This is a genomic window from Parolsenella sp. (genome assembly GCF_982402205.1).
On sequence record NZ_CEVYAT010000003.1, the window covers coordinates 1 to 21,482 of the forward strand.

At 60.6% G+C, this 21,482-nt stretch carries 23 protein-coding genes and 1 CRISPR repeat array; of the genes, 6 read left to right on the top strand and 17 right to left on the bottom strand.

The features are described from left to right. Together AC1VTH_RS00425 and AC1VTH_RS00430 are read right to left on the bottom strand one after the other, a co-directional pair. Nucleotides 1-310: carbamoyl-phosphate synthase domain-containing protein (locus tag AC1VTH_RS00425; protein WP_481334078.1), on the bottom strand; the 310-nt coding region annotated here is incomplete at its 3' end. Between the two features lie 844 nt (nt 311-1,154). After that, nucleotides 1,155-1,751: a sugar O-acetyltransferase gene (locus AC1VTH_RS00430; protein WP_481334079.1), complete on the bottom strand. Its 597-nt coding sequence runs from the start codon at nt 1,749-1,751 to the stop codon at nt 1,155-1,157. A 68-nt stretch (nt 1,752-1,819) separates the two neighbouring features. Between AC1VTH_RS00430 and AC1VTH_RS00435 the strand changes: the two genes are divergently transcribed. Further along, entirely contained in the window at nt 1,820-2,356 is a 537-nt protein-coding gene (locus tag AC1VTH_RS00435) for a hypothetical protein (protein ID WP_481334081.1), read from the top strand. Nucleotides 2,357-2,459: 103 nt separating this feature from the next. Here AC1VTH_RS00435 and AC1VTH_RS00440 read toward each other — a convergent pair whose 3' ends face one another. Next, nucleotides 2,460-2,636, bottom strand: a complete 177-nt coding sequence (locus AC1VTH_RS00440) for a hypothetical protein (protein WP_481334083.1) — start codon at nt 2,634-2,636, stop codon at nt 2,460-2,462. Between the two features lie 61 nt (nt 2,637-2,697). Between AC1VTH_RS00440 and AC1VTH_RS00445 the strand changes: the two genes are divergently transcribed. Both AC1VTH_RS00445 and AC1VTH_RS00450 read left to right on the top strand, forming a co-directional pair. After that, a complete protein-coding gene (locus AC1VTH_RS00445) occupies nt 2,698-2,940 on the top strand; it encodes a GNAT family N-acetyltransferase (protein ID WP_481334085.1) in 243 nt (80 codons plus the stop codon). A gap of 8 nt (nt 2,941-2,948) precedes the next feature. Continuing rightward, complete coding sequence (locus tag AC1VTH_RS00450; RefSeq protein WP_481334087.1) at nt 2,949-3,266, top strand: GNAT family N-acetyltransferase; 318 nt, start codon at nt 2,949-2,951, stop codon at nt 3,264-3,266. Nucleotides 3,267-4,262: 996 nt separating this feature from the next. On the opposite strand, the gene AC1VTH_RS00455 is transcribed toward AC1VTH_RS00450, so the two are convergent. Continuing rightward, on the bottom strand, nt 4,263-4,493 hold the full coding sequence (locus AC1VTH_RS00455) for a hypothetical protein (protein ID WP_481334089.1): 231 nt from the start codon (nt 4,491-4,493) through the stop codon (nt 4,263-4,265). Nucleotides 4,494-4,757: 264 nt separating this feature from the next. Beyond that, on the bottom strand, nt 4,758-4,913 hold the full coding sequence (locus AC1VTH_RS00460) for a hypothetical protein (RefSeq protein ID WP_481334091.1): 156 nt from the start codon (nt 4,911-4,913) through the stop codon (nt 4,758-4,760). 209 nt (nt 4,914-5,122) lie between these two features. Between AC1VTH_RS00460 and AC1VTH_RS00465 the strand changes: the two genes are divergently transcribed. Both AC1VTH_RS00465 and AC1VTH_RS00470 read left to right on the top strand, forming a co-directional pair. Then, on the top strand, nt 5,123-5,302 hold the full coding sequence (locus AC1VTH_RS00465; RefSeq protein ID WP_441940214.1) for a hypothetical protein: 180 nt from the start codon (nt 5,123-5,125) through the stop codon (nt 5,300-5,302). Nucleotides 5,303-5,369: 67 nt separating this feature from the next. Continuing rightward, nucleotides 5,370-5,498 carry a hypothetical protein gene (locus AC1VTH_RS00470; RefSeq protein ID WP_481334093.1) on the top strand — a complete coding sequence of 43 codons (129 nt, stop codon included), beginning with the start codon at nt 5,370-5,372 and terminating at the stop codon, nt 5,496-5,498. 505 nt (nt 5,499-6,003) lie between these two features. On the opposite strand, the gene AC1VTH_RS00475 is transcribed toward AC1VTH_RS00470, so the two are convergent. Both AC1VTH_RS00475 and AC1VTH_RS00480 read right to left on the bottom strand, forming a co-directional pair. Further along, complete coding sequence (locus AC1VTH_RS00475) at nt 6,004-6,186, bottom strand: hypothetical protein (protein WP_481334095.1); 183 nt, start codon at nt 6,184-6,186, stop codon at nt 6,004-6,006. 85 nt (nt 6,187-6,271) lie between these two features. Next, nucleotides 6,272-6,460: a nucleotidyltransferase domain-containing protein gene (locus AC1VTH_RS00480; protein ID WP_481334134.1), complete on the bottom strand. Its 189-nt coding sequence runs from the start codon at nt 6,458-6,460 to the stop codon at nt 6,272-6,274. Here AC1VTH_RS00480 and AC1VTH_RS00485 point away from each other — a divergent pair. After that, nucleotides 6,375-6,701, top strand: a complete 327-nt coding sequence (locus tag AC1VTH_RS00485; protein WP_481334136.1) for a hypothetical protein — start codon at nt 6,375-6,377, stop codon at nt 6,699-6,701. The two genes, AC1VTH_RS00480 and AC1VTH_RS00485, sit on opposite strands and share 86 nt — an antisense overlap. Nucleotides 6,702-7,886: 1,185 nt before the next feature. Continuing rightward, nucleotides 7,887-9,180: a CRISPR direct-repeat array (repeat unit 32 nt; unit sequence GTTTCAATCCACGCCCCCGTGAAGGGGGCGAC). A 165-nt stretch (nt 9,181-9,345) separates the two neighbouring features. Here the strand turns inward: AC1VTH_RS00485 and cas2 are convergent. The 10 genes from cas2 to AC1VTH_RS00535 form a co-directional block, all read right to left on the bottom strand. Then, nucleotides 9,346-9,636, bottom strand: coding sequence for a CRISPR-associated endonuclease Cas2 (gene cas2, locus AC1VTH_RS00490; protein WP_481334097.1), 291 nt, complete (start codon nt 9,634-9,636; stop codon nt 9,346-9,348). Between the two features lie 7 nt (nt 9,637-9,643). After that, nucleotides 9,644-10,675, bottom strand: a complete 1,032-nt coding sequence (gene cas1c / locus AC1VTH_RS00495) for a type I-C CRISPR-associated endonuclease Cas1c (protein ID WP_481334099.1) — start codon at nt 10,673-10,675, stop codon at nt 9,644-9,646. A 9-nt stretch (nt 10,676-10,684) separates the two neighbouring features. Beyond that, entirely contained in the window at nt 10,685-11,341 is a 657-nt protein-coding gene (gene cas4 / locus AC1VTH_RS00500) for a CRISPR-associated protein Cas4 (protein WP_481334101.1), read from the bottom strand. 9 nt (nt 11,342-11,350) lie between these two features. Further along, entirely contained in the window at nt 11,351-12,259 is a 909-nt protein-coding gene (gene cas7c / locus AC1VTH_RS00505) for a type I-C CRISPR-associated protein Cas7/Csd2 (RefSeq protein WP_481334103.1), read from the bottom strand. 1 nt (nt 12,260) lies between these two features. Then, complete coding sequence (gene cas8c, locus AC1VTH_RS00510; protein WP_481334104.1) at nt 12,261-14,042, bottom strand: type I-C CRISPR-associated protein Cas8c/Csd1; 1,782 nt, start codon at nt 14,040-14,042, stop codon at nt 12,261-12,263. Continuing rightward, nucleotides 14,039-14,704, bottom strand: a complete 666-nt coding sequence (cas5c, locus tag AC1VTH_RS00515; RefSeq protein WP_481334106.1) for a type I-C CRISPR-associated protein Cas5c — start codon at nt 14,702-14,704, stop codon at nt 14,039-14,041. Before cas5c ends, cas8c begins: the two co-directional genes overlap by 4 nt. A gap of 30 nt (nt 14,705-14,734) precedes the next feature. After that, nucleotides 14,735-16,948, bottom strand: coding sequence for a CRISPR-associated helicase Cas3' (gene cas3, locus AC1VTH_RS00520; protein ID WP_481334108.1), 2,214 nt, complete (start codon nt 16,946-16,948; stop codon nt 14,735-14,737). 1,493 nt (nt 16,949-18,441) lie between these two features. Next, nucleotides 18,442-19,101 (bottom strand): metallophosphoesterase family protein, encoded by a 660-nt coding sequence (locus AC1VTH_RS00525; RefSeq protein WP_481334110.1) that lies wholly within the window; start codon nt 19,099-19,101, stop codon nt 18,442-18,444. Nucleotides 19,102-19,252: 151 nt separating this feature from the next. Further along, a complete protein-coding gene (locus tag AC1VTH_RS00530; RefSeq protein WP_481334112.1) occupies nt 19,253-20,233 on the bottom strand; it encodes a 2-keto-3-deoxygluconate permease in 981 nt (326 codons plus the stop codon). Between the two features lie 248 nt (nt 20,234-20,481). Further along, a complete protein-coding gene (locus AC1VTH_RS00535; RefSeq protein ID WP_481334113.1) occupies nt 20,482-21,369 on the bottom strand; it encodes a DegV family protein in 888 nt (295 codons plus the stop codon). Nucleotides 21,370-21,482 lie beyond the last annotated feature (113 nt).

Genomic DNA, 21,482 nt, shown 5'->3' on the forward strand with positions numbered 1-21,482 from the left:
TGCCCTCGGCACGCCAGTTGTTGGGCGTGTGGCACATGTCGCAGACGACGACGCCCGCGAGGTCAACGCCGTCGGACTGCATGTCGGCGGCGCACACGCCGTAGTTGCCAATCTGCGGGTAGGTGAAGGCAACGACCTGGCCGGCGTAGGAGGGGTCGGAGATGACCTCCTGGTAGCCGGACATCGAGGTGTTGAAGACGAGCTCGCCGAACGTCTCGCCGGTGGCGCCCACCGACAGACCCTCGAACGTGGTGCCGTCCTCGAGCGCAAGCAGCGCCTTGGTGGCGCCCTTTGCCAGAAGTGGGTTCACGCGTTCCCCTTTCGGTTGGGTTCGCGCGGCAAGAAAAAGACGCCCGGGGTGCCCGAGCGCCATAAAAATAGACGCCCGGCATGGCCGAGGGCGTCCCCACAAGACGGGTGCGCATGCGCCGCGCGCCCTTTGGCCCAACGTAAACCCGGCATGTCCAGCGCCGAGTCAGGCCGTTTGCCTTGCAGGTATCCCGTACCGTGCTTAAAGGTCGTGGGTACTATAACGCCTTGTTTTGATGAGCGACAGCTAACTTTTGGTTTGGCAACCTTACATACCTGCAGGTAGAGCAGGTAGGCACGCGGTTATGCGCTCTTGCGGGCAGAATATCCATTTCTTGTGAAGCGCAGTGGGATGGGCACGGGCGGCCGATGCGTGCGAGAAGGGCGGGGCTCGCAGGGCGTTGCACGGATACCGGGCTCGTGCGTTCACGTGGGCACGCCAGGTCCGACTCGCTGCACGGATATCGGCTTCGTGCATCCCCGCAGGCCTGGCTGGTTCAGTCTGCTGCACGGATATCGGGCTCGTGCATCCCCGTGAGTCCGACAGGTCCGGTCCGTCGCACGCAATGCGACCTAGTGCGTTCACGCCGGCACGCCAGGTCCGACTCGCTGCACGGATATCGGCTTCGTGCATCCCCGCAGGCCTTGCTGATTCGGTCTGCTGCACGAAAATCGGCTTCGTGCGTTCACGGGGGAACGCACGAAGCCGAATTAAGTGCAGCCAAAAGAACTCGGTCACCTCAATTGAATGCACAACCCCAAAAGTAGTGCAGCCCAACGCCCTCGAGTGCCACGGACAAATACACAACCCCGACTTGTGAGCAGCAAGGCCGTCCGCGACCTCGCTAGGCGCCACAATCACAGGCGGACGAGGCCTTCTCGCCCCCCTCGAGATAGCGGACGGGCCTGCAGGGATTGCCCACCGCCACGCAGTTGGAGGGGATGTCGCACACGACGACGCTGCCGCCGCCAATCACCACGTTGTCGCCAATGGTCACGCCCGGCATCACGTGGACGCCCGCACCAATCCAGACGTCGTGCCCCACGCGGATGGGGCGAGCGTACTCGATGCCTTGGCGACGCAGCGCGGCGTCAACGGGGTGCCCCGCCGTATAGAAGCCGCAGTTGGGCGCCACGAAGACGTTATCGCCAAACGTCACCCTGGCACCGTCGAGAACCACGAGGTTATGGTTGGAGAAGAAGTTCTCGCCCAGCTCGATGTTGTAGCCGTAGTCGCACCAGAAGGGGGCGGTGACGCAAGCGCCCTTCCCCACCTCGCCGAGGAGCTCGCGAAGAATCGCGCGCTGACCTGCCGCATCGGAGGGCCGCAGCTGGTTGAAGTCGTAGCACAGCTCCTTGGCATGGGCGCGCTCGGCAAGCAGCGCCTCGTCGTTGTCGGCGTCGTACAGCTCGCCCGAGAGCATCTTGTCCTTCTCGGTCATGGCATCCTCCGGACGCACCTCGTTGCCTCTTGCGACTACAGTAGCAGGAGGCGAAAGAGGAGGCGCGCGTGACATACGAGACGAACGACGAGACGCGCGGCCGCTTCCTTGCGGCGCTCGCGCGACGGGGCATGCTGGGCGAGGATGGCCTCACCATCTGGGGAGAGCCCGCCTGGCGCCATATCGCCGCAGGTAGCGAGCCACAGGCGCTCGATAACGCAACCGTGGCGCAGCGAAACGTCGTCGTTCGCGCGCATGCCACGCCAGCCCTTGCGGGCGAGCACTGCGCCGGATGGGTCGAGGCGGTCTTTGCCGGCTGTGGTCTGCGGCTTTATGCCGGGGACGCCCGCGAGCTCTACGAACGCTACTGCCACGAGGGCAGCGGCGCGTGCCTGCTCGTAGGCATGATCGTGGCCGTGCCCGACGCCCCTTACACGCCGGGCGCCGCGCGCTTTGGCCACGTGGGGCTCTACATCGGGGACGACCAGGTCATGGACTGCGCGAATGCCCAGGTGCGCAAGCTGCCGCTCGACCTGTGGCTCAGCAACTACGGCGTGCAGGCGCAGCCCCGCTGGGGCTGGTACGGAGGCGTTGCCCTGGCTTAGGCGCGACGGCGGAACACGCGCCTGGAGCCTCTGTCGCGCTGGGACACTTGCTCAGGCAGGTATTGTCCCACTCCCCCACTTAACCTGAGGTTTCGCGCTCCCCTTACGCATGCTCGCGCCAGACGGGAAGGGCGCGGCGCACGATCCACCAGACGGCGGCGACGGCAAGCACGCCAAAGAGCACGAGCTTGGCCATGTCGGTGACCCAGCCAACCCGGTCGGCCACCTGCTGCCAGGCGTTGCCGGCCGCGGCGCCTAGACGCAAGCCACAATGCGGCAACGGGCCTTCCCACCCCGGGACAAACGCGATAATTGGAAAAGGCCCAACGGGAGGAGCACGAATGCCAACACTGCCGAACGTCATCGAGACGAGGCGCCTGACGCTGCGGCCCTGGAACGGGGGCGATGCAGCCAAGCTCTATCGCTATGCGAAAGATCACGAGGTAGGGCCTGCCGCCGGCTGGCCCGCACACGCCTCGGTCGAAGAGAGCCGCCAGATCATCCGCGACGTTCTTTCCACCCGCGGCACCTACGCCATCGTGCTCAAGGAGGCGGGATTCCCCGTGGCAGCATTGGCGTCATGAGCCCGCGCATGCATCACGCAGACGTTCAGAGCAGCGACCGCGAGCTGGGATTTTGGATTGGCAAGCCATACTGGGGTCGCGGTCTCATCCCCGAGGCCGTGGGCGCGCTTCTTGGCCAATGCTTTGCCGACCCCACTTGCCATGCCGTCTGGTGCGGCTATTACGAAGGCAACGAGAAGTCGCGGCGGTGCCAGGAGAAGTGCGGCTTTGCCTTCCACCACGTTGAGCCCAACAAACCCGTTGAGCTTCTGGACGAGGTGCGCACCGAGGTCTTCATGCGCCAGACTCGCGAGCAATGGCTTGCGAGAAGGGAGCGAAGGGACTAGGCCGTGTGCGCCCTGGGCCTTCCCGCGCTAGGATGGGATGCCGCACGCTTCTCGATGGACTCAACGGTGACATACGTCCTGCGCCCCCCTGCGATAGCCCTGCAGGATGCCAGAGTCGAGCATGTGGGTAGCGCGGCCGGCGGTCATGCCAAGCATGCGCGAGGCCTTCGCCGCAGAAACGGTCTTGCCCCTCACGACATAAGAGGCATCAAATTAGCAACTATTGCTAATTACTCGAACACGCAAGCAAACCCGACGCTACCGATACTTGTAGTGGCGCTTCCAGTAGGCGCGGGCTTCTTCCTCTAAGCTAAACGTGCGAGCGGTCCAGTCCCACCTCTTGAACTGCTCCCACGAGCAGCCAAACTTCCAGGACGGCGAAGTGCCGTAATACTGGCCACGGCGCGTCTGTACCGCAGGCAAGCAAACCTTGCGAGACGAGCAAAACCGCCGGCATCTGCATTTCGGGCTCCCATTGCCCGAGCTGATGCTGGCCGTTCGCACGCAAAATACCCGGTTGTCCTGGCCTCCAGGCGAGCGCGCGTCCCGCACTAGGCGCCCAACCCCAGGGATGTCACCACCCTGGGGCGGAGATGGGTTAATGGGGCTTCCTTCTGAGCGTTCTCGGTTTTGTTAGGGTCTCCGAGTCTCTAGGCACGTAACGCACGCCGCGCCGAGCGTAGGCTTTACCAGCCGGGTCTGGGTCTTTCGGCAAGCTCGTGGTAACACGGGAGACATGCGGACAAAAACGCGGGAGTGGTCTATTTAGTTTTACGCCACGGGCCACGGGCCACGGGCCACGGGCCACGATTAATGTACATGAGTCAGAGAATCGCCCACTAGTTACGAGCATAATCAGAGTTGAGCATTGGCACGTTCGCAACTTGTGTACACTAGCTCGCCTAAGATACGCACAGGGAGGGCACCCGGCCCAAAGGAACCAGGTACCCAAAATGCGCGCTCGCCCATCAACGGACGCCGCCGCAGGAGGTCAAGCTACAGCAGGTAGTCAGGCGTTCCCGTCTCGGAGTTAAAGCGCACGTTGCCAACGGTGTACTCAAAGTGAGACCCGTTGTTGCTGGTGACGGTGTTCATGGGGCCACTGCTAATTACGGTGCTCACCTCGCCCGTCGAAAGGTCCATGCGTGTGCGGACCGTCCCCGTGCCAATCTCGCTCTCGAAATGCAGCGATCCATCAGACTTGAAGACGCTCCTGAGACCAGACATACTCGGCTCCCTTCGCCGCAGACTCGTTTTATTAATACCCGGGTATCGGCGCGGCAAACCGCTGCCTGGACGCCATGCGCTTCGCTAATCGACCGCGACAGGCCTGATGCCGATGACCTCGGCCAGCATCGCCAGCGCCTCCCGCCAGCTCGCGCCGTCACGCATTTGCTGATCGACGAAGCGCTGCATCTCATCCCTGGTCATTTCCTCGTACTCATGCTCTTCCGTGGCTAACCCTCCTCGCGAAATGCGCGTCACCTCACATTATCCTCGCCACTCATTCTTGAACTCGGGCATCCTGCCTCCAACAGCCCTGAGCAGGGCTTCGAGCGCCTCCCCCGCCGTCTTGCCCTCTGCAGCTTGAAGCTCGACAAAACGCTGGATCTCGCCACCCGTCAGCTCACGCTCTTCATCGCTCATAGCGTCCTCCCCCCACCAGTATCCAAGGACTTGTCTGCCCTGCTTTAAGCGCGAGCTTAAACCACATTTGGGACATTAAATTGACGCCACCAGCTGAGCAAATCATGCGCTTGCAAACCAGCTCTTCAAGCGCCCTGCTCCAGGGCGCTCCGCGAAATACAATAGGGATAAGAGATGCGTCCAATCAGAGATGAACCCAAGGAGGTCATATGAACGAGGAGACCATCGAAGACAGCATGACCGACCTGCAGTTCAAAAGCTTTCTCAAGCAACTCGCGAGGCGCCTTGAGGCGGCAAGTGCAGAGCCTAACCCGGGCAAAATGCGAGCGAGGCTGAACGACATCGTCCGCGACCTCAGGAGCGACGTAGAAGCTAGGTCGAACAATTAGCCGGCCAGGCACAAGAGGAGCGGCCACGTACAACGAGAACGTAGAGGACGAACAAGCGAGCGGCACGATGATCGAGTGGCTGCTGCGCGACCAGCGCAGGTTTCTCGAAAGGCTGCTTAAGCCAGGCGTTGGGGACGAGACAAAGGCCAGCATCGAGCAAAGGCTCAAAGGCATAGTCGACGCACTCGAAAAGTAATCGCAAACCGAGGGGAAGACGGCCGCCGTGGTGGTCGGCCGCTCCCCCAACTCACCCGTACAGGCAGGACTGAAACGGGTAAGATAGGTAGCAACAGGGGCTTACGCCCTCCTGTTACAACTTCTGTTTTGTGGGCCATGCCCAAGAAACAGCCGCCGTCTCAGGGCGGCTGTTTCCGTTTAGCGGCACGACCCACGAGGGCTAGAGCTTAGAGATCAAGCTCAGAATCGCCAAGACTGCTAAGAACACGGACAGAGCCTGGACGAGAATCGTGAGGTCGGTCAACGGGGTTACCTCCTATCTTCCTGCGGGACTAGGAGGGCACCGCCTGTGCTGATTCTATTGTCCCATACCATGCCGAGCAGAGCAAACATCTGTTCGCTTAATCTGCTGCAGTCGAGCGTTAATCGGGCAGAACAAAGGGCGCGGAAGTCCGAGCGCCAATCGCCCGCACTAAACTGCACCAGCGGCGCTCGCCACGCTAGCAGCGACAAGCGGGGACGCCTCACTCCCCGTCGTCCAGCTTGATTCCCAAGCTCTCGTACACCTGGTCTGCCAGAATTGCGTCGGGGACATCTGCCAAGGCAAGACGGGCCTGAGCCATGCGAAACAGGACCTCGTCCTCCTCGTCCCCCGCCGCATCGTCTTGCATATCTATCTCGACATCGCCTTGCGGCAGCTTGCGCATCTCGCGGAACTCGCCGTAGATGACGATACCGTCCTCGACGACGTTGCGGGCGAACGGCTCGCCGGATGCGAGGACGTCATAGAACCTATCGGCGTTGAGTACAACAAAGTCCCCGTCCAGGTCGATCCCCCCACATCTTTAGGCCAGCCTTTGTTCTCGCCCTGATTAGATCCGGCTTAACGAGACTAGTGAGAGTCAGGATGTCGATGTCGGACTCCTCGGTGGCCTTGGACCTTGCATATGAGCCAAAGATGATGATGGCGTCGGCGGGCATCTCGGAGGTAGCCGCGTCGACCATCGTTTTGAGGACCCCCCTCCGGGAGGTCCTGAATTCCCAGGCCCTTCTTCTCTTCCATTGCACCTCGCTCATCCAGAAAAACGCGATATCGCAACACGCGCTCGCGCCAGATCCGGCATCGCGCCCACCACCGATGACAAACCCCGGAGAGCCTTCGCATCCGGCGCTGGGCAAAATCAACACCCATGAAACGCACCTGGCTGAGGGGACACTGTGACTCCAAAGCCCTATATAGACGAGAAGGTCGGCATGACCAAGGGCAGCCCGAGGTGGCGCCGCGGGCCCAAGAAACCCCAGCTACCGATAATGCGGAGACAGACGACCGCCTCAAGGCGATTCAGGATCTCATCGACTATGCAGATAACCTCCCCGCCCTCGGCAGGCCAGACGGAACCTCCCCCGATGACGACAAGACAGTGCTGCGAGAGCGCTATATGTAGCCGGTTGCGAGAGATAGTGCAGAAGAGAGGTGCGCGCCTGGCGCACGATCGCGGGTACGCCGCTCATCCCCAAGCTCGCCATCGCCGGCTCGCCTTCTCCATGACGGCAGCCGCAAGATACGCGAGTTCGAGAAGGGGGCTAAAAGAAAAGTAGCCGCCGCCCCACCGGGCAACGGCCACTTCTCTCCAGCCTACAAAACTGAAACCAGGAGGCGGGCCGTTGCGACCGGGTACCCCGCCCTTGCACTGGTAGCACCCGCTACCAGTGCGCCCGAGTTGCACCTCGGGCACGGCCGAAAGAGGAGCATGCAATGACCGCTTCGGCCAATGTGAATCATACCACGACGTCGCGGGACAGCATAAGCTCAGCAGGGGTGGTCGGGAGGCCAGTGCCACGTCATCGCTTCAGGATGAGGCTGGCCCCAGCGGCGTTGCAGCATTGGCTCATAGGGTTGCTTCCACGCTCGCATCTCGAACGGAACGAGCAAACCAACCTGTTCCAAGGTGAGCCGTTAGCCCAGTGTCGCCCCGTTTCAGACCCATCCCATAAGGACGAGATGCGCAAGCGGCGAACCGTTTGCGCATCTCCCCGCTTCAATCCATGCCCCACGAATGGGGCGACGCGCCCTCGTTGGCCTGCTGGATCTCGACGTTATTTCAATCCACGCTCCCAAGGGAGCGGCATGGATACATTGTCGTGCCCGCATCGGACACAATTCACTTCGCCTCGCACTCTGTGAGGGGTGCTATCCATGCAGCCGCTCTAGGGACGCAGTTTCAATTCTCGCCTCGTGAAGGGCGACCCTCGTCCAGGTTGCCCTCGGTCACGTCCCAGTCATTACAATCCGCACCCCATGGGGCGATAGCACCTCCACGCACATCTCGATCGCAGTGTTGTAATTTCAATCCACGCCCCGTGAGGGGGCGACACAGACAAACGCCCTGCAACCCTTGGTGTCGTTGTTTCAATCCACGCCCCCGTGAAGGGGGCGACCTCGCGGCAGGAGCAGCAAGAAGTCTGGGGAGCCGTTTCAATCCACGCCCCCGTGAAGGGGGCGACGTAGAACGAGCGCGGGCACATCTTCTTGTAGTTGTTTCAATCCACGCCCCCGTGAAGGGGGCGACGCGTCGCCGCCGTACTCGGAGACGACCCTCTCCTCGTTTCAATCCACGCCCCCGTGAAGGGGGCGACGTCTCGATTCTCCTGTACTCCCAACGCGCCATAGTTTCAATCCACGCCCCCGTGAAGGGGGCGACGGTTCGCATACTACGTAATCGCAACGGTCGAGACGTTTCAATCCACGCCCCCATGAAGGGGGCGACAGGATTCTCTTCGACCTGCAAGGCCAGATAGCCAAGTTTCAATCCACGCCCCCGTGAAGGGGGCGACTTTCGCCTTGTCATCGTTCTTGGCGTGGACGAGGTGTTTCAATCCACGCCCCCGTGAAGGGGGCGACGTGTGGCATGAACGTGAGGGCGGAAGAACGTATTACGTTTCAATCCACGCCCCCGTGAAGGGGGCGACCCCTCCTGCGCTCTTTGTCGCTAATCGCCATCTCGTTTCAATCCACGCCCCCGTGAAGGGGGCGACACGGGCCCTGGATACCATATGTCGGGTCTGGTCGTTTCAATCCACGCCCCCGTGAAGGGGGCGACGCGGGGCTGGAATACTCGCCGTTGCTGCTCTCCAAGTTTCAATCCACGCCCCCGTGAAGGGGGCGACCGGCGGCGCCAACGGAAGCCCCCCAAGACAAGGAGTTTCAATCCACGCCCCCGTGAAGGGGGCGACCGGCGTGAGCCTGCGCAGCGTATCAGCCGATCTCGGTTTCAATCCACGCCCCCGTGAAGGGGGCGACATTTGGCTGGGACAAATCACCCCGGCCCGGAGGAGGTTTCAATCCACGCCCCCGTGAAGGGGGCGACTTTGTCGCGCGTCGTCGACCAGAGCGCCGTTGGGTTGTTTCAATCCACGCCCCCGTGAAGGGGGCGACTGTCGCGGGCGGCCGCCTCGTGGCAAGTCTTCTCGTTTCAATCCACGCCCCCGTGAAGGGGGCGACCGGCCTCGAAGTGCCGTTCAACTGCGACGCGGCGTTTCAATCCACGCCCCCGTGAAGGGGGCGACTAGCGCGGGGGACTCATAATCCCGAGGGTAAAACAGTTTCAATCCACGCCCCCGTGAAGGGGGCGACCGGAGCCGGCCGAAGCGCCCGATCCCGCCGCGGAGGTTTCAATCCACGCCCCCGTGAAGGGGGCGACCGCTAGATATGGTAGCAGGAATCGGCCAACCAACGTTGGCCCCACAAGCCATCAGGCCAAACGCAAGAAACAAAAGGGCCGTCAGCTCAAAACTGACGGCTCAGCCATTCAAATTAGGTGCGAGCCTCCCCTATCCGACATGATTACTTGGCATTCGCACCTGGCTCAGACCATCAGCACGCCTTCGGGATCATATGAGGTATCGCACCCCATCGTCTCGATCTTGCCCGAGTAGCTCTTTCCCAGCTTATAGAACCTCAGGCTGTCCTTTTCGGCATCGATAATACGCCCAAGCTCATGCTTTAACTGAGCATAGTCCCCCGGATCGAGCAGGCACTCAAACACGGAGTTCTGAACCCGCTGTCCTTTGTTGACGCATGCCTTTGCAACGTTTCTCAGCCTACGCCTCCCCGCCGGGTCCTCCGTATTGACGTCGTAAGTCACAAGCACCAGCATCTCGGCCTCACTTCCACAAAAACGGAGGGTAGCCGTCCAGGTCGCCCCTCATATAGCGCGCCAGCAGCATGGCCTGCACATGTGGGACAAGTCCCCATGGCACCTTCTCGTCCAAGTAGGGATGCCTAATCACGTCCTGTTTCTTCTTTTGCCATGCGCCCAAAAACGCCTTGCGGCCCTCATCGTTCAGGCGAACCGCGCCATCCTGATACACATTGAACTCATCGGGACCAACTATTCGTTTGTTGATACAGCTCACAACCAGGCGGTCGACGAATACGCTCCTCAACTCCTCGACCATATCGAGCGCAAGGCTCGCCCTGCCCGGCCTATCCGAGTGCAGGTATCCCACATATGCATCAAGGCCTACGCCCTCGAGCGCGGAGGCGTAGTTGCTCGAAAGCAGCGAATAGCCAAAGGAGAGCATGGCATTCACACGATCAAGCGGAGGCCTACGAGACCTTCCGCCAAAGCAGAAGTCTTCCTTCTGAGCCACAATAAGCTCGTTGAACACATCGAAGTAGCTACGGGCCGCAGACCCCTCGATGCCCATCAGGCTCTCGACGCTCTCGGCATCCCTCACGTCACGCAAGTAGTCTGCCAGTTCCACGCAACGAGCGGCGACCTTCTCCGCGTCTATCTGCAACGGGTGGTCGCGTTTTGCCCGCTCGAGAACCCATCTCGCATTGAACAGCTTGCCGGTAAGGATACTTCGAGCAATTTCGCAACGCGCGGCATCGTCCCCTGCAAGTTCATATTGCCTACGTCTGAGCAGGACGTTTCCGTTGCTCACGCCCGTCGTCCTTGCAAGAAAGCGCCCGCGGGGAGAAAAGAACGCCAGCTCAACGCCCCTCTCAGCGCATGCGCCCATCAAGCTTGGACTCGCTCCCTTGTAGGTGAAGCACTGGATTGCCTCGAGGGTGTGGAGGGGAAACCTGCCCGCCGCCATCTGGCCCTTATGGACAACGACGTTGTCGCCATCTAGGGAGAGATAGGCATCCTCGGATAGCACGTAGAGCGTATTGAGCAGTCTCTTCATGACGCCCTCCTATGCCGAGCCAATCATATCTGCAATGTAGGCGGACACAGAGCGGACGCGCTCCAACTCGGGCATGCAGATGTTGACCAAAGAACATGCCCTACAACCCTGGCGGCGCTTTGCCTGCGGCGTTGCTCCCCGAACAAACAGCTCGTGCATCCTGTCGGAGCACGTCTGGGTTGCATTGCGAAGATCGTCATCGAGCTCAACTATGTCCCTGCGACGTTTCTCGCCGTAGTAGAGATAGCCTCGGTCAATATGGCAGCACAGCATCTCTTCGAGACACATTGCCTGCGCGCAGACCTGGATACGATCCTCGGGACCAGTTTTGCTCGTACCGCGCTTGTACTCAACGGGGGTTGGGACCCAGAGGCCCTCCTCGCCCTGTAGGGCAACGCCATCAGCCGAGTGGCGGAACTCGACAACGTCGCATACGCCGGAGAGTCCCAGGCGAGCAGAGGATATGCGCAGGCCTCGAACGACGAGCAAGGTGCCACGACGTTCCTTGATCAGCTCGTCGTGACACCTCTCGTGCATGGCCGACCCCCCTACCGTTCGCTCGTTCTCGCTCCAAGCCTGTTCAACGTGAATGAGGGCCCACTGCCGGGGGCAGTAGGCAAAATGCTGCACCCCAGACAGTGGCAGATAGTCGTCCTCCGCGTACATCGCGCACCCTTAGGCCGAAGGAGCAATCCAGTCGTACTCGTGGAGCGTGACGCCCTCGGGAACAGCGGACTTGTCGGCAACAATCTCATAGTCGCTATAGGCGCGAGCGGGGCCGTCGGAATCCTTGCGAGCCGTCACAGTGTCAAAGAGCGTATGAGCGGGCGCGTTGCCAAGCTTGCTCTCGTGTTCGAACACATAAAGCTTCCTCGAGGTCATGAGACCACGAGCGGCGCTGCGGTCGTTCTCGAACATGTTCATAAGCGCCTCGAAGAACAGCTCGAGGTCGGCCTGGGAAAAGCCGGTCTTCTCGGCAAGGGAGGCGGAAATGAAGCCGTTGACGCGGTAGAGACCGTAAGGGACGTACTGCTTGCGACCCATGGTTCGCTCCTTGTCAACGTCCTTCTGGTTGGTCACCGCCATGCGTGTGATGCTCATCTCCTGTGGCACAACCGGATCGATGGACTGGCCAAAGCACATCTGGATGGGTCCTCGGACCTGTCCACAGTTGACCTCCGTGGCCATGACGGCACCAAACGCGCGGATGTCATAGAAGTTGTTGCACATGAAAGCAGTAACGGCCCTCTGGTCCTCAAGCTTCTTGGGGAGCTTCTTGCTCTCAGGCTTGAGGTTGTTGCGGTCGTAGGCAAGCTTGTTGCGCTCGTTGAGTACGGCCTTCTCCTGGACATAGATCTTGTAGCCCAGGTCCCCCGATGCGTCAACGTCCTCGACAGACTCGCTCTTCACCAGGTCGACGTAGTTCCTCACCTTACGCTTGAGGCACACGTCGGAGACGATGCCCAGGCTGGTCTCCGGATCGATGCGAGGCATATTGCCAGCGTCGGGATCGCCGTTGGGGTTACCGTTCTCAACGTCAAAGAACAGGCTGAAGTCGTAGCGGTGCTGGATGCTGTCGCTCATGTTAGTTCTCCTCAGTAGTGGTCTTCTTGGTGTAAAGGGCCTCTCTCTGCTGGTAATAGCCGATGTAGAACTGGCCCTGATCCTGCAGGGAAAGCGTGGCCGGAAAGCCCTCCTCGCTATTGAGCTTTGCCATGACCATCTCGATGGACTTCTCGATAGAGGAGCCATACTCGGCCTTAGAAATGTGGTGCTGGGCAAGCTTGAGCAGCTGCGGAAACACCCTGGCCGGAGTAGTTGAGGCCGCGCCGATGTACCTGTCGCGAATGGTGGCGTTAATGTTGCCGCCTAGCGCATCACGCTGGGCCTTCTCGAGAGTAGCGAACAGCCTTCCAAGGACGTAGCCCTTGTTGACGTTATCTTCATTCAAAGACACCGTGAGACTCCTTTCCGTCTCTTGATCGTTGCGAAGACGAGCAGACCTAAGCAGACAAGCCTTGAGCATGGAAACTCGATCGCCCATGGCATCGCGAGGCTTTTTGGAACCGGGAAGATAGCCCTTATCCGCCCGCATCCTCGACAGAAGCAGAACATAGAGAGAGTTGGGGAACGCCTCTCCCCTCAGCATCGCCCGCATTACCGATGCGACCATAGTTGCCGGAACGTTCTCCTCCTTGCCCAACGGTGCGGTCTGGCGGACGTAGCTGCGAATCGATTGGATCTTGTCCGCAGCCCCCACAATCTCAATATCGCGCAGATACTGCCCAAAGCGCTTTTCGAGAGAACCGATAGTGCCCGTTTCGAAGAAGCGAACGGAGAGACGGGCCATATTCGGCGAGACGCACATGACGTAGTAGCGCGTATCCCCATCGATCCCGAGAGACGGGCGGCCCTCCTTGATGGACTTCAGGCGCTCCTCAATCTTGGCAAGCTGGGACTCATCCTCCTTGGCCTCTGACCTTACGGCGTCCAAGTCCAGGAAGAGGGAGACGTCGTTAAGGTCGCCAACAACTTCCTTCTCCGTCCAGAAGAGAACCTTATCGAGACCGAGCGTCACCTGATGACGCCTGTCGCGCATGAGATAGCGAAGGGCCGCGCCCGCCTTAAAGGCCGCCTCGGCAGACATGCAGGAATTGGCGGCCTGGTCCTTCGCCGATTTGCCATACGAGCAAAACGCATCGACGTTGAAACTCACCAAAGAGGCGCCGGAACTCTGCGCGTGAGGGACGCCCGTAACCATGGGAAAGAGAACCGCAGACTCTGCAATCTGTCCCGTTACCGCACATTGAATGAGGTGCTTTCCGGTGTCCGACTTTGTAGCCTTGCCAGTCTTCTTAGAAGGCGTCCACTTGACTCGAGAGTCATCCCAGAGGTCCTTGATTGCCGGGCGCTCGTGAATGTAGCAAGTATCGCCAAGCAACCTGATGACGGCGTTGCCGTCGAGGTTGCCATCGCACGCAGAGGCGGCATCCTCATCGTGGCCGCGTTCGAGGAACTTGAGAACAGCATGGGCACCCAAGTCTGCAATGCCATCAAGGAATGCACGATGCCACTCGATAGATGCCTCGTGTTCCTTGAGGTTACGCTCAGTTCCCCGGCCAAGGAGAATCGCCGCCTTGTCACAGAGAAAGAAGGGCTTGATACCGCTCGTCTTCGTCCCATGCTCAGGAACATCCTTGAGCACGAAGGCGCGTTCGTCATCGGCCAGCGGCACAGCCGATATGAGGGTCCCATCCTCATCGATCACGAATTCCCAAGCAACGCGTTCGCGGCTCCAGCCCATGGGTGGAACCTCGCCGCTCTCGAGCATAAGGTCGTAGAAGTCAACGAGGCTGTTGATGATCATCGGACGACCTCCCCTCTCGAACGAGCAACGTCAATGAATCCATCCACCATAACCGCCCTGAAGAAGCAGGGCTCCATGCCATGCTCAAAGTCGATGTCGTACAGCATGTAGCCCAAGTCAACGGTTTTGCCTTGGTAAAACGACGGCGCGCGCTCCTCATCCTCGCACAGGCGGATCTCATCAACCGCGAACTCCCTGCAGCCAAAATAGGGCTGGTTGAAGCACTGTCCCTTCCGAAGCCTCCGCAGCGCAATGTTGTAGTGCTTCTCCGGTGTGTCCGTTTCGCCCGCCTTGGCCGTCATCTCAAAGTGGGCGTTGATGCGGTAGCGGACGTCCTCGAGATAGAGCGTCTGACGCTGTTGGCGCTTTTCGCTCGCGGATAGATACAGGAGCTCGTCCTTTCCCTCCGCGACCGACCTCGCATTTCTGTAGGACACCTTATCCTCGACCTCGTTGCGTCGGAACGTGGCGGTCTTGATCTCGTTGAGCACCTCGATGCCATCAATCACCCACTTGATGGCCGGCTTCCAGTAGACGGCCTCCAGAATTCCACGCGCCGCAGAGGGTGTTATGACGTCATAGCTCACCCTCTCCGCCTTGAGCTCGGGGCGCGTAAAGCACGCTCGCGGCCCCGACACTTCAGCGGTGATTCCGTAGCCCATGTGGACCCCCTTTCTCTTGTTCTCGTCTCGTTAGATGGTCAGGAATTGGTCGCTTGCCTCCACCACAAGTAGTCCCTTCCTTTCAGAATAGCTGGGGAGAAGTCCGTCCTTTGGCTCTAGGACCCAGAAGGGCAAATCGTCTCGGGTAACGGCCGACGCAGCTTCGAGGCGTTCGAGCTGCCAAACAGGCACGCTGACTGTATAGAGCTGAGCCGCGCGTAAAGTCCCGATGTCCCTGGACCCATTCCTGAGCGAGTCCAGAATCTCGAGGCCTCGCTCACCCCAGGGGACAAAGACGGGCCTGCCGCAATCGTCAATGAAACGGAAGTTCTCTCCGCAGAACTCAAAGGGAAAGTTGTTGTGAATAAACCGATCCGCATCCATAAAGTCCCTAACGGCACAGATCTTGTCGAAGTTAGCCAGGCCGGGGTCGTATCGACGCAAAAAGAATCGCTGAACCCCCTCGCTTCCAAACGCATTCTCATTGCGACGCTCGCAGACTTCACACGTCTCCTTACCGAGCGAACGCATCTTAGTAAGCCACGTCTGTCCACCAGGGGCGAGCTCCGGGCAGTCGAAGACATAGACATGGCCCACGGGCCTCTTGCCCTCGCGGTTGCAGCGGCCGGCAGCCTGGAGCACGGAGTCGATGCCGGCGATCTCGCGATAGACCACGGGGAAGTCGAGGTCGACACCCGCCTCGACCAGCTGGGTCGACACAACCCTACAGGTCAGTCCACCGACAAGACGCTCCCTTATCTCCGCAAGCACGGCAGACCTGTGGGCCGGCACCATGAGGGCACTAAGGTGGTAGAGTCCCTCCTCGCCAACGTTCTCACGCAAGGAGTCGTACAGAATACCGGCAGCCTTTCTCGTGCTCACTATGAGCAGTACCTGGGCGTTCTCTGCCGCGCGATTGGTCAAATCATCCGGGGCAATCTGGCCAATAGACTCGATATTGACGCGCTTGTTGAGCAGCTCTTCATGGCGGCGTGAGACCGGCACCATCTCAATGGGCTCGGCATCATGGAGCCAGTGCTTTCCAAAGGACGGCTGCGTCGCCGTGCACAGCACAACGGTGGAGCCATAGTTCAACGCGAGCTCGCCAAGCATGGCGAGGCACGGCTCGAGGAATTCGTCAGGGAGAGACTGGACCTCATCAAGGATGATGGCGCTCTTGGCAAGGTTGTGATTCTTGCGGCAGCGAGAGGGCTTGTCGGAGAAGAACGACTCAAAGAGCTGCACGTTCGTTGTCACGATGAGCGGATAGTCCCAGTTCTCTGAAGCAAGGCGCTCGCGAAGCGCCTTCTCAGTGTCGTCTTCGTTGAACTCGTAATTGCAATGGTGCTCGAGAACCGAATCATCCCCGAAGATAACCTTAAACGTTCCCGCCGTCTGCTCGACGATGGACGTATAGGGAATGGCATAGATGACGCGCTCGAGCCCGTACTTAACGGCATGCGTCAATCCAAAGTCAAGGCCGGCGAGCGTCTTGCCACCTCCCGTTCCAACCGAAAGGGAGAAGACGCCGGGCTTGAGCTCGGCTGCTTCGACACAAGCATTGTGAATATCCTCGCGGGCCTTGTTGATGGGAGTCTCCGAGTGATCAAAGGAGCCCATATAGTCATGGAGCTTGTCCAACATCTGAGATAGGCTCAAGCCCTTGTAACCTCGAGCCTCCGCCCTCTCAGGATTCATCGCACGCTCGGTATCGATGAAGTCGGCATCGACAAGGCAGCTGTAGAGCATGCGCAAGAGCACGGTAGCCCCGAAAACCTTTCGGTCGTTACCATCTTCGGTAGCAAGGAAGGTTCCAAACTCCTCTTGGCAAAGGCCGCCATCGGGAAAGGGTATCCCTTCTTCTGCGGCGCTCCAATCATCGACGTCGGAGGCAAGGCGCTCGCGAAGCGACGACCTGTCTCCATGGCCTATCCCATTGGGCAGCCCACCGTGGTGGCCCGCGACGGCGTAGGCGAGAAGCTTGCCCCATGCGCCATAGCGCTCCGCAAGCAGCTTTGCGCCGGCCGTAGAGTGGTCAACCCTACCAGGACGGCCCTCGAGACGCTCCTGAAACTCAACCGATCCCTTGCCAACGTCATGGACAAGGCCAATGAGGTGACCAAGCTGCGGCGCGCCAAACTTGTCGGCAAAGCCAGCGGACAGGCTGGCAACGTTCTGCAGGTGTTCCGCCAGAGGCTGCCAGGCTTCCTTACCCTCGCCTTCGGCCGTGTGGGCATACAGCATGTCGACCTCCCTCCTTTTGCTCTTTTGAGAGACCATAGCGCATAAACCGGACATTAAAGATGGCAATTCTGCATGTGGCAGATGCCAACCATACAGCCCCGCAAGCATTTAATCGAGCGCCAAACCCGAGTGTCGCCAGCATTGGCTAATAGAGCCCCGAGAACGGCACCGATGCACTTCTCGCCCGCCCAGTTCTCCTCGCAGACAACGATGCCCTTGCTCATTTGACCCTCCAAGCTACTTAAGACCGTACAAGGTCCTTCGCCTTGTTTGGGCCGAGTGTAATGCGGCTTTAGGACAATAAATGAAAGCTTTCATAGCAAGGGCGCCGCCTCGTATCGATAGACACGAGACGGCGCAGGCACAGCCTACATGCAGTCGCTGTCCTTCTCGGGGAGACCGGACACGGGGCCGAAATACAAGACTCTGCCGACAAGCAGCGTCGCATAGTCTCTAGCAAGCAGAGAATTGGTTGAGCACGTCACGTAGATGTCAAACATCCCATGGGCTTGGAGACTTGTGAGCATCCGCTCGTAGTCATCGCACAGCTATACCTCATTGATTATGAGAACGTTCTCACGACCGCGCACGTAGTTCGAGATTGCTTACTCGTGCAATGCGAGGCATTCCAGAAGGAGGGCGTTCTCGGCTCGCCTAAGATCGACCCTGATGATGTTTGCTGCGGGGTTATCGCGCAGGATGTAGCTTATATGCCGGTCAATAAGCCCGGACTTGCTGAAACTCTACGTTCCCGTAATGGCCTTGATATCCCCGGTACCTCGGACATCCGCAAGCGCTTCAAGTAGCTCTTGCTCGTCCAACATCGTCTTTGCCTCCACTCGATTTTGCCTGCCGCCTAAGACAGCGTCTCGGACATGACTAATCGAGCAACGCACCTCACATCAATAGACACGAGGCAGCGTCCACGCAATCGCCTAGCAATGGCGATGGAACCAACTTGCCAGCTCTTCAGGAGCGCGCTCGTCCAGGCACTCGAAAACGAACTTGCCGCCGCCGCGAGAGCCGCGGCGAAAGAACGTCAAGCAGCGGTGCTTGTCGGAGCACGTATAGCAATGGGAGGTCCTGACTTTCTGCACCTCTCCAGCGTCATCGAGAAAGGTGAACTCCCCGTAATACCTCTCCTCAAACGCTCGGATGTCATGCCTTAGACGCACGACGCCGCAGCGTCCCACATACTGGGCGCACTTGGTGTCCTCGGGTGCCTCGACGAGCTTTACCATTGGCACACTATCGGTCATTTGCTCACCCTCCATTGCGACATCTAGCTATAAAAGGTCCGCGGGCTGGTTAGCGTACATAAGTTGGCAAAAATGGCTTGGTTACGAACAAAATCCCAGTTGGGCGAGTGGAGACTTGCAACTTCTGTACGCTAATGAGACGGACGCAGTCCAGACTGTCGCGCGGTGCCCGCCGCACGGGCGCAACCTCGAGCTCGCCAGCCACAAGCCAACTACCCACGCCACCGCCGCTCGCTACACTCCCGCCCTTCTCGCCCTATCCTCCTCAAGCACACGCTGCTGGAACGGCGCCAGGTCCCGCTCGAGCTCGGCATCGCCCGTCTGGTTGACCCAGAACGGCCACTTGACGCGGTTCGCATACTCCACGCCCTCAAACCAGCTGCTCAGCTCGGCCAGACTCACGGGGGCATACCCGTTGGCGTCGACCCCAACGTCGTACCTCAGCAGCCCCTGCCGCAGGTTGGCCTCGTTGTAACTACTCCCCTGCGAATGGATGTGCCCATGCAAGTGCCAGCTCCCGTGGCTCATGCCCTGCCAGTCCGCCATGGGATAGTGGCTCATCACGAGCTTTTGCCCGTCGATCTTGAGCACGCAGATGGGCTGCTCCACGACGAATGCCCCAGCCACCGCCGGCCGGCTCCAGTCCTTGTCGTGGTTGCCCCGCACCAGGTGCACCTTGCGGCACCTGATCTGCTGCCGCAGCTCAAGCGCCCGCTGCACCGTGATCGAGAAGCTGAAGTCTCCCAGCACGTACAGCTCGTCGCCCGGCATGACCCGCGCGTTGATGTTGTTGATGATGCCACGGTTCATGGCATCGATGCCGCTCCACGGCCTGTCCGTGAACCCCAGCACGTTCGCGTGCCCAAAGTGCGTGTCAGACGTAAACCAAAGCATGGCCCGCTCCCCTCGCCCTCGGCTTGGTTTGCGAGCCATGCTAGCACGTCATTCGGACACTATTTGGTTGTAGTTGCGGATGTGCCAGTCTATTTAGACGCCGCCTCGCCCTTCTCGGCGATGTGCCAGCAGGCCCGTTCCCATGGCACGCCTACTTGGACGCGGCCTCGGCCTGGCAGAAGCGCTTGTCGACCCAGCCCGTGAGAATCGGGGCCAGCACCGCCGTGATAATGACGGCCGTCGCAATCTGCGCGTAGGCCACCGGGGCAATCGCCGCGTACTTGGGCGCAACCTCGGCCAGCGCCGCGGGCGTGGTCATGGCCGTGCCCGCGATCGTGGAGCATGCCACGGCCGGCTTGCCCGTACCGCCCATGAGCCGTTCGAACGCAAACGTCACCGGACCCGCCACGAACACCGTGATGAGACCCAGCAGGATGCCCGAGATGCCGCCCGTCACGAAGCTCACGAGGCTCATCGAGCAGCCCAGCTGAAAGCCCAGCACCGCAATGGCGGGGTTGGTGCCCGGCACGAGCAGGTTGCGGATGAACGGGAACAGGTTGCCCAGCACCATGCCAATGACCAGCGGCAGCACCGAGCCAATCACCGTGCCCAGGGGGATGTTTGCCAGGCCGCTCACGCCCAGGATGATCATCGTGACCGTGGGACCCGCGGTAAAGAACAGGATGCCAACCGCGCCCTGCTCGGACTCGTTGCCATACTCGCTCATGATGCCCGTGTAGAGCGCCATGTTGCAAAATGAGATGCCACCGATGATCGACACGCTCGAGAGGCCCAGGAAGTTGTCGTTGAACAGATAGGCCACACCCAGGCCCAGCGCCGCCGCCAGCACGAGCTTGGGGATGAGCACCACGATGCCGGTCTTGACGGCGCCCGGCGTCGACTTGAACGAGATGCCCGCGCCAACAAACAGCAGGATGGCGGCCACGACGGCGTTGGCTCCGCCGCGCGTTGCGTTGGTGAAGAAACCACCGATCTCGAGCACCTGCGGGCAGAAGGTGTTGATCAGCAAGCCTGCGATCATCGGGTAGATCATGATGTCGCCGGGGATGCGCGGCACCTTGAAGCGCTTAGCGGGGGCGGACTGATTTGCTGTGGTTTCGCTGCTCGCCATGCGGCCTCCCTACTCCGGGGTCAGTCCGGCCATGGTAACAGACGAGATGGTTCACACCTTGATATGTTTCAGGACGGCAACATTGCGCCCTGCCTTGGGCGTGAGAAGGACGGACCGCTCGTCCGCGGCGACGTGCGGCGGCGGGGACAAGAGGCACCCCTGTCACGCGGCGGCAGGTCTCGCGCGGGAGACCAATGTGCGGCGGCGGGGACAGAAGGCACGTCCCCCTGTCCCCGCCGCGCAGCCCGCTACTCCCCGCGGACGTCTCCCATGAAGAACAGGGCCACGGTGCCAGGCCCGGTGTGCGAGCCAATCACCGTGCCGATGTCGTTGATCTCCACCTTGCCCGCGAGCGCCGGAAAGCGCTGCTCAACGAGGTCGCGGACGCGCTCGGCGTCCTCGCGGCAGGCGCTCATCGACAGCAGGCACTTGCCCGCGTAGTCGTGCCCGTCCTGCGCGTGCTGCTCCATGCGCCTCACCATGTCGTCGATGGCCTTGGCCTTGGTGCGAATCTTGTCGCGCGGAATGAACTTGCCGGCGTTGTTCATGTTGAGCACTGGGCAGATCTTGAGCGCCGTGCCCACGAAGCCGCTCACGCGCGAGACGCGGCCGCCGCGCACGTAGCTCGTGAGGTCGGTCGAGAAGAACCAGTGGTGCACGCGCAGGCGGTTCTCGAGCGCCCACTCGTAGGCCTCGTCGAGCGTGGCCTCCGCATCGCGCATGTCGGCCAGGTACTCGACGAGCATGCCGTAGCCCGAGCTCGCACCCAGCGAGTCGACCACGAGGATGCGCCTACCCGGGTGCGCCTCCATCATCTGGGACGCCGCAATCTGGGCGCTCTCGAACGCACCCGAAAGCCCGCTCGACAGGCTCACGTGTAGGACGTCGCCGCCGCCCGCCACGATGGGCTCCCACAGCTCGACGAACTCGCCCACGCTGACCTGCGACGTCGTGGGCGTGGCGCCCGCCTTGATCTGGGCGTAGAAGTCGTCGGGGCTGATGGACTGGTAGAGGTCGTCGAGGTGGTCGACGCCCGACTCGTTCCAGTGAAAGCACGCGTAGGGAACGCCGCGGCCGTCGAAGAACGACTTGGGGCGGTCTGCCGTCGAGCAGCAGGTGAGGGTGAAGTTTGCCATGGTGACTCCTTGCGTCGCAGGCTTGGGCCCAGTGACTTGATTGTAGCGCCGTGCGGGCGCGCACAAATGAGGGGCCGCCCGGCGATTGCCGAGCGGCCCTCGAAGCTAAGGCC

Excerpts from the sequence above, each read along its gene's own strand:
- AC1VTH_RS00430 (WP_481334079.1), bottom strand. The coding sequence starts at position 1,751 with ATGACCGAGAAGGACAAGATGCTCTCGGGCGAGCTGTACGACGCCGAC.
- AC1VTH_RS00445 (WP_481334085.1), top strand. The coding sequence starts at position 2,698 with ATGCCAACACTGCCGAACGTCATCGAGACGAGGCGCCTGACGCTGCGG.
- AC1VTH_RS00450 (WP_481334087.1), top strand. The coding sequence starts at position 2,949 with ATGCATCACGCAGACGTTCAGAGCAGCGACCGCGAGCTGGGATTTTGG.
- AC1VTH_RS00455 (WP_481334089.1), bottom strand. The coding sequence starts at position 4,493 with ATGTCTGGTCTCAGGAGCGTCTTCAAGTCTGATGGATCGCTGCATTTC.
- AC1VTH_RS00460 (WP_481334091.1), bottom strand. The coding sequence starts at position 4,913 with ATGAGCGATGAAGAGCGTGAGCTGACGGGTGGCGAGATCCAGCGTTTT.
- AC1VTH_RS00465 (WP_441940214.1), top strand. The coding sequence starts at position 5,123 with ATGAACGAGGAGACCATCGAAGACAGCATGACCGACCTGCAGTTCAAA.
- AC1VTH_RS00470 (WP_481334093.1), top strand. The coding sequence starts at position 5,370 with ATGATCGAGTGGCTGCTGCGCGACCAGCGCAGGTTTCTCGAAAGGCTG.
- AC1VTH_RS00475 (WP_481334095.1), bottom strand. The coding sequence starts at position 6,186 with ATGCGCAAGCTGCCGCAAGGCGATGTCGAGATAGATATGCAAGACGAT.
- AC1VTH_RS00480 (WP_481334134.1), bottom strand. The coding sequence starts at position 6,460 with ATGCCCGCCGACGCCATCATCATCTTTGGCTCATATGCAAGGTCCAAG.
- cas2 (WP_481334097.1), bottom strand. The coding sequence starts at position 9,636 with ATGCTGGTGCTTGTGACTTACGACGTCAATACGGAGGACCCGGCGGGG.
- cas1c (WP_481334099.1), bottom strand. The coding sequence starts at position 10,675 with ATGAAGAGACTGCTCAATACGCTCTACGTGCTATCCGAGGATGCCTAT.
- cas4 (WP_481334101.1), bottom strand. The coding sequence starts at position 11,341 with ATGTACGCGGAGGACGACTATCTGCCACTGTCTGGGGTGCAGCATTTT.
- cas7c (WP_481334103.1), bottom strand. The coding sequence starts at position 12,259 with ATGAGCGACAGCATCCAGCACCGCTACGACTTCAGCCTGTTCTTTGAC.
- cas8c (WP_481334104.1), bottom strand. The coding sequence starts at position 14,042 with ATGATCATCAACAGCCTCGTTGACTTCTACGACCTTATGCTCGAGAGC.
- cas5c (WP_481334106.1), bottom strand. The coding sequence starts at position 14,704 with ATGGGCTACGGAATCACCGCTGAAGTGTCGGGGCCGCGAGCGTGCTTT.
- cas3 (WP_481334108.1), bottom strand. The coding sequence starts at position 16,948 with ATGCTGTATGCCCACACGGCCGAAGGCGAGGGTAAGGAAGCCTGGCAG.
- AC1VTH_RS00525 (WP_481334110.1), bottom strand. The coding sequence starts at position 19,101 with ATGCTTTGGTTTACGTCTGACACGCACTTTGGGCACGCGAACGTGCTG.
- AC1VTH_RS00530 (WP_481334112.1), bottom strand. The coding sequence starts at position 20,233 with ATGGCGAGCAGCGAAACCACAGCAAATCAGTCCGCCCCCGCTAAGCGC.
- AC1VTH_RS00535 (WP_481334113.1), bottom strand. The coding sequence starts at position 21,369 with ATGGCAAACTTCACCCTCACCTGCTGCTCGACGGCAGACCGCCCCAAG.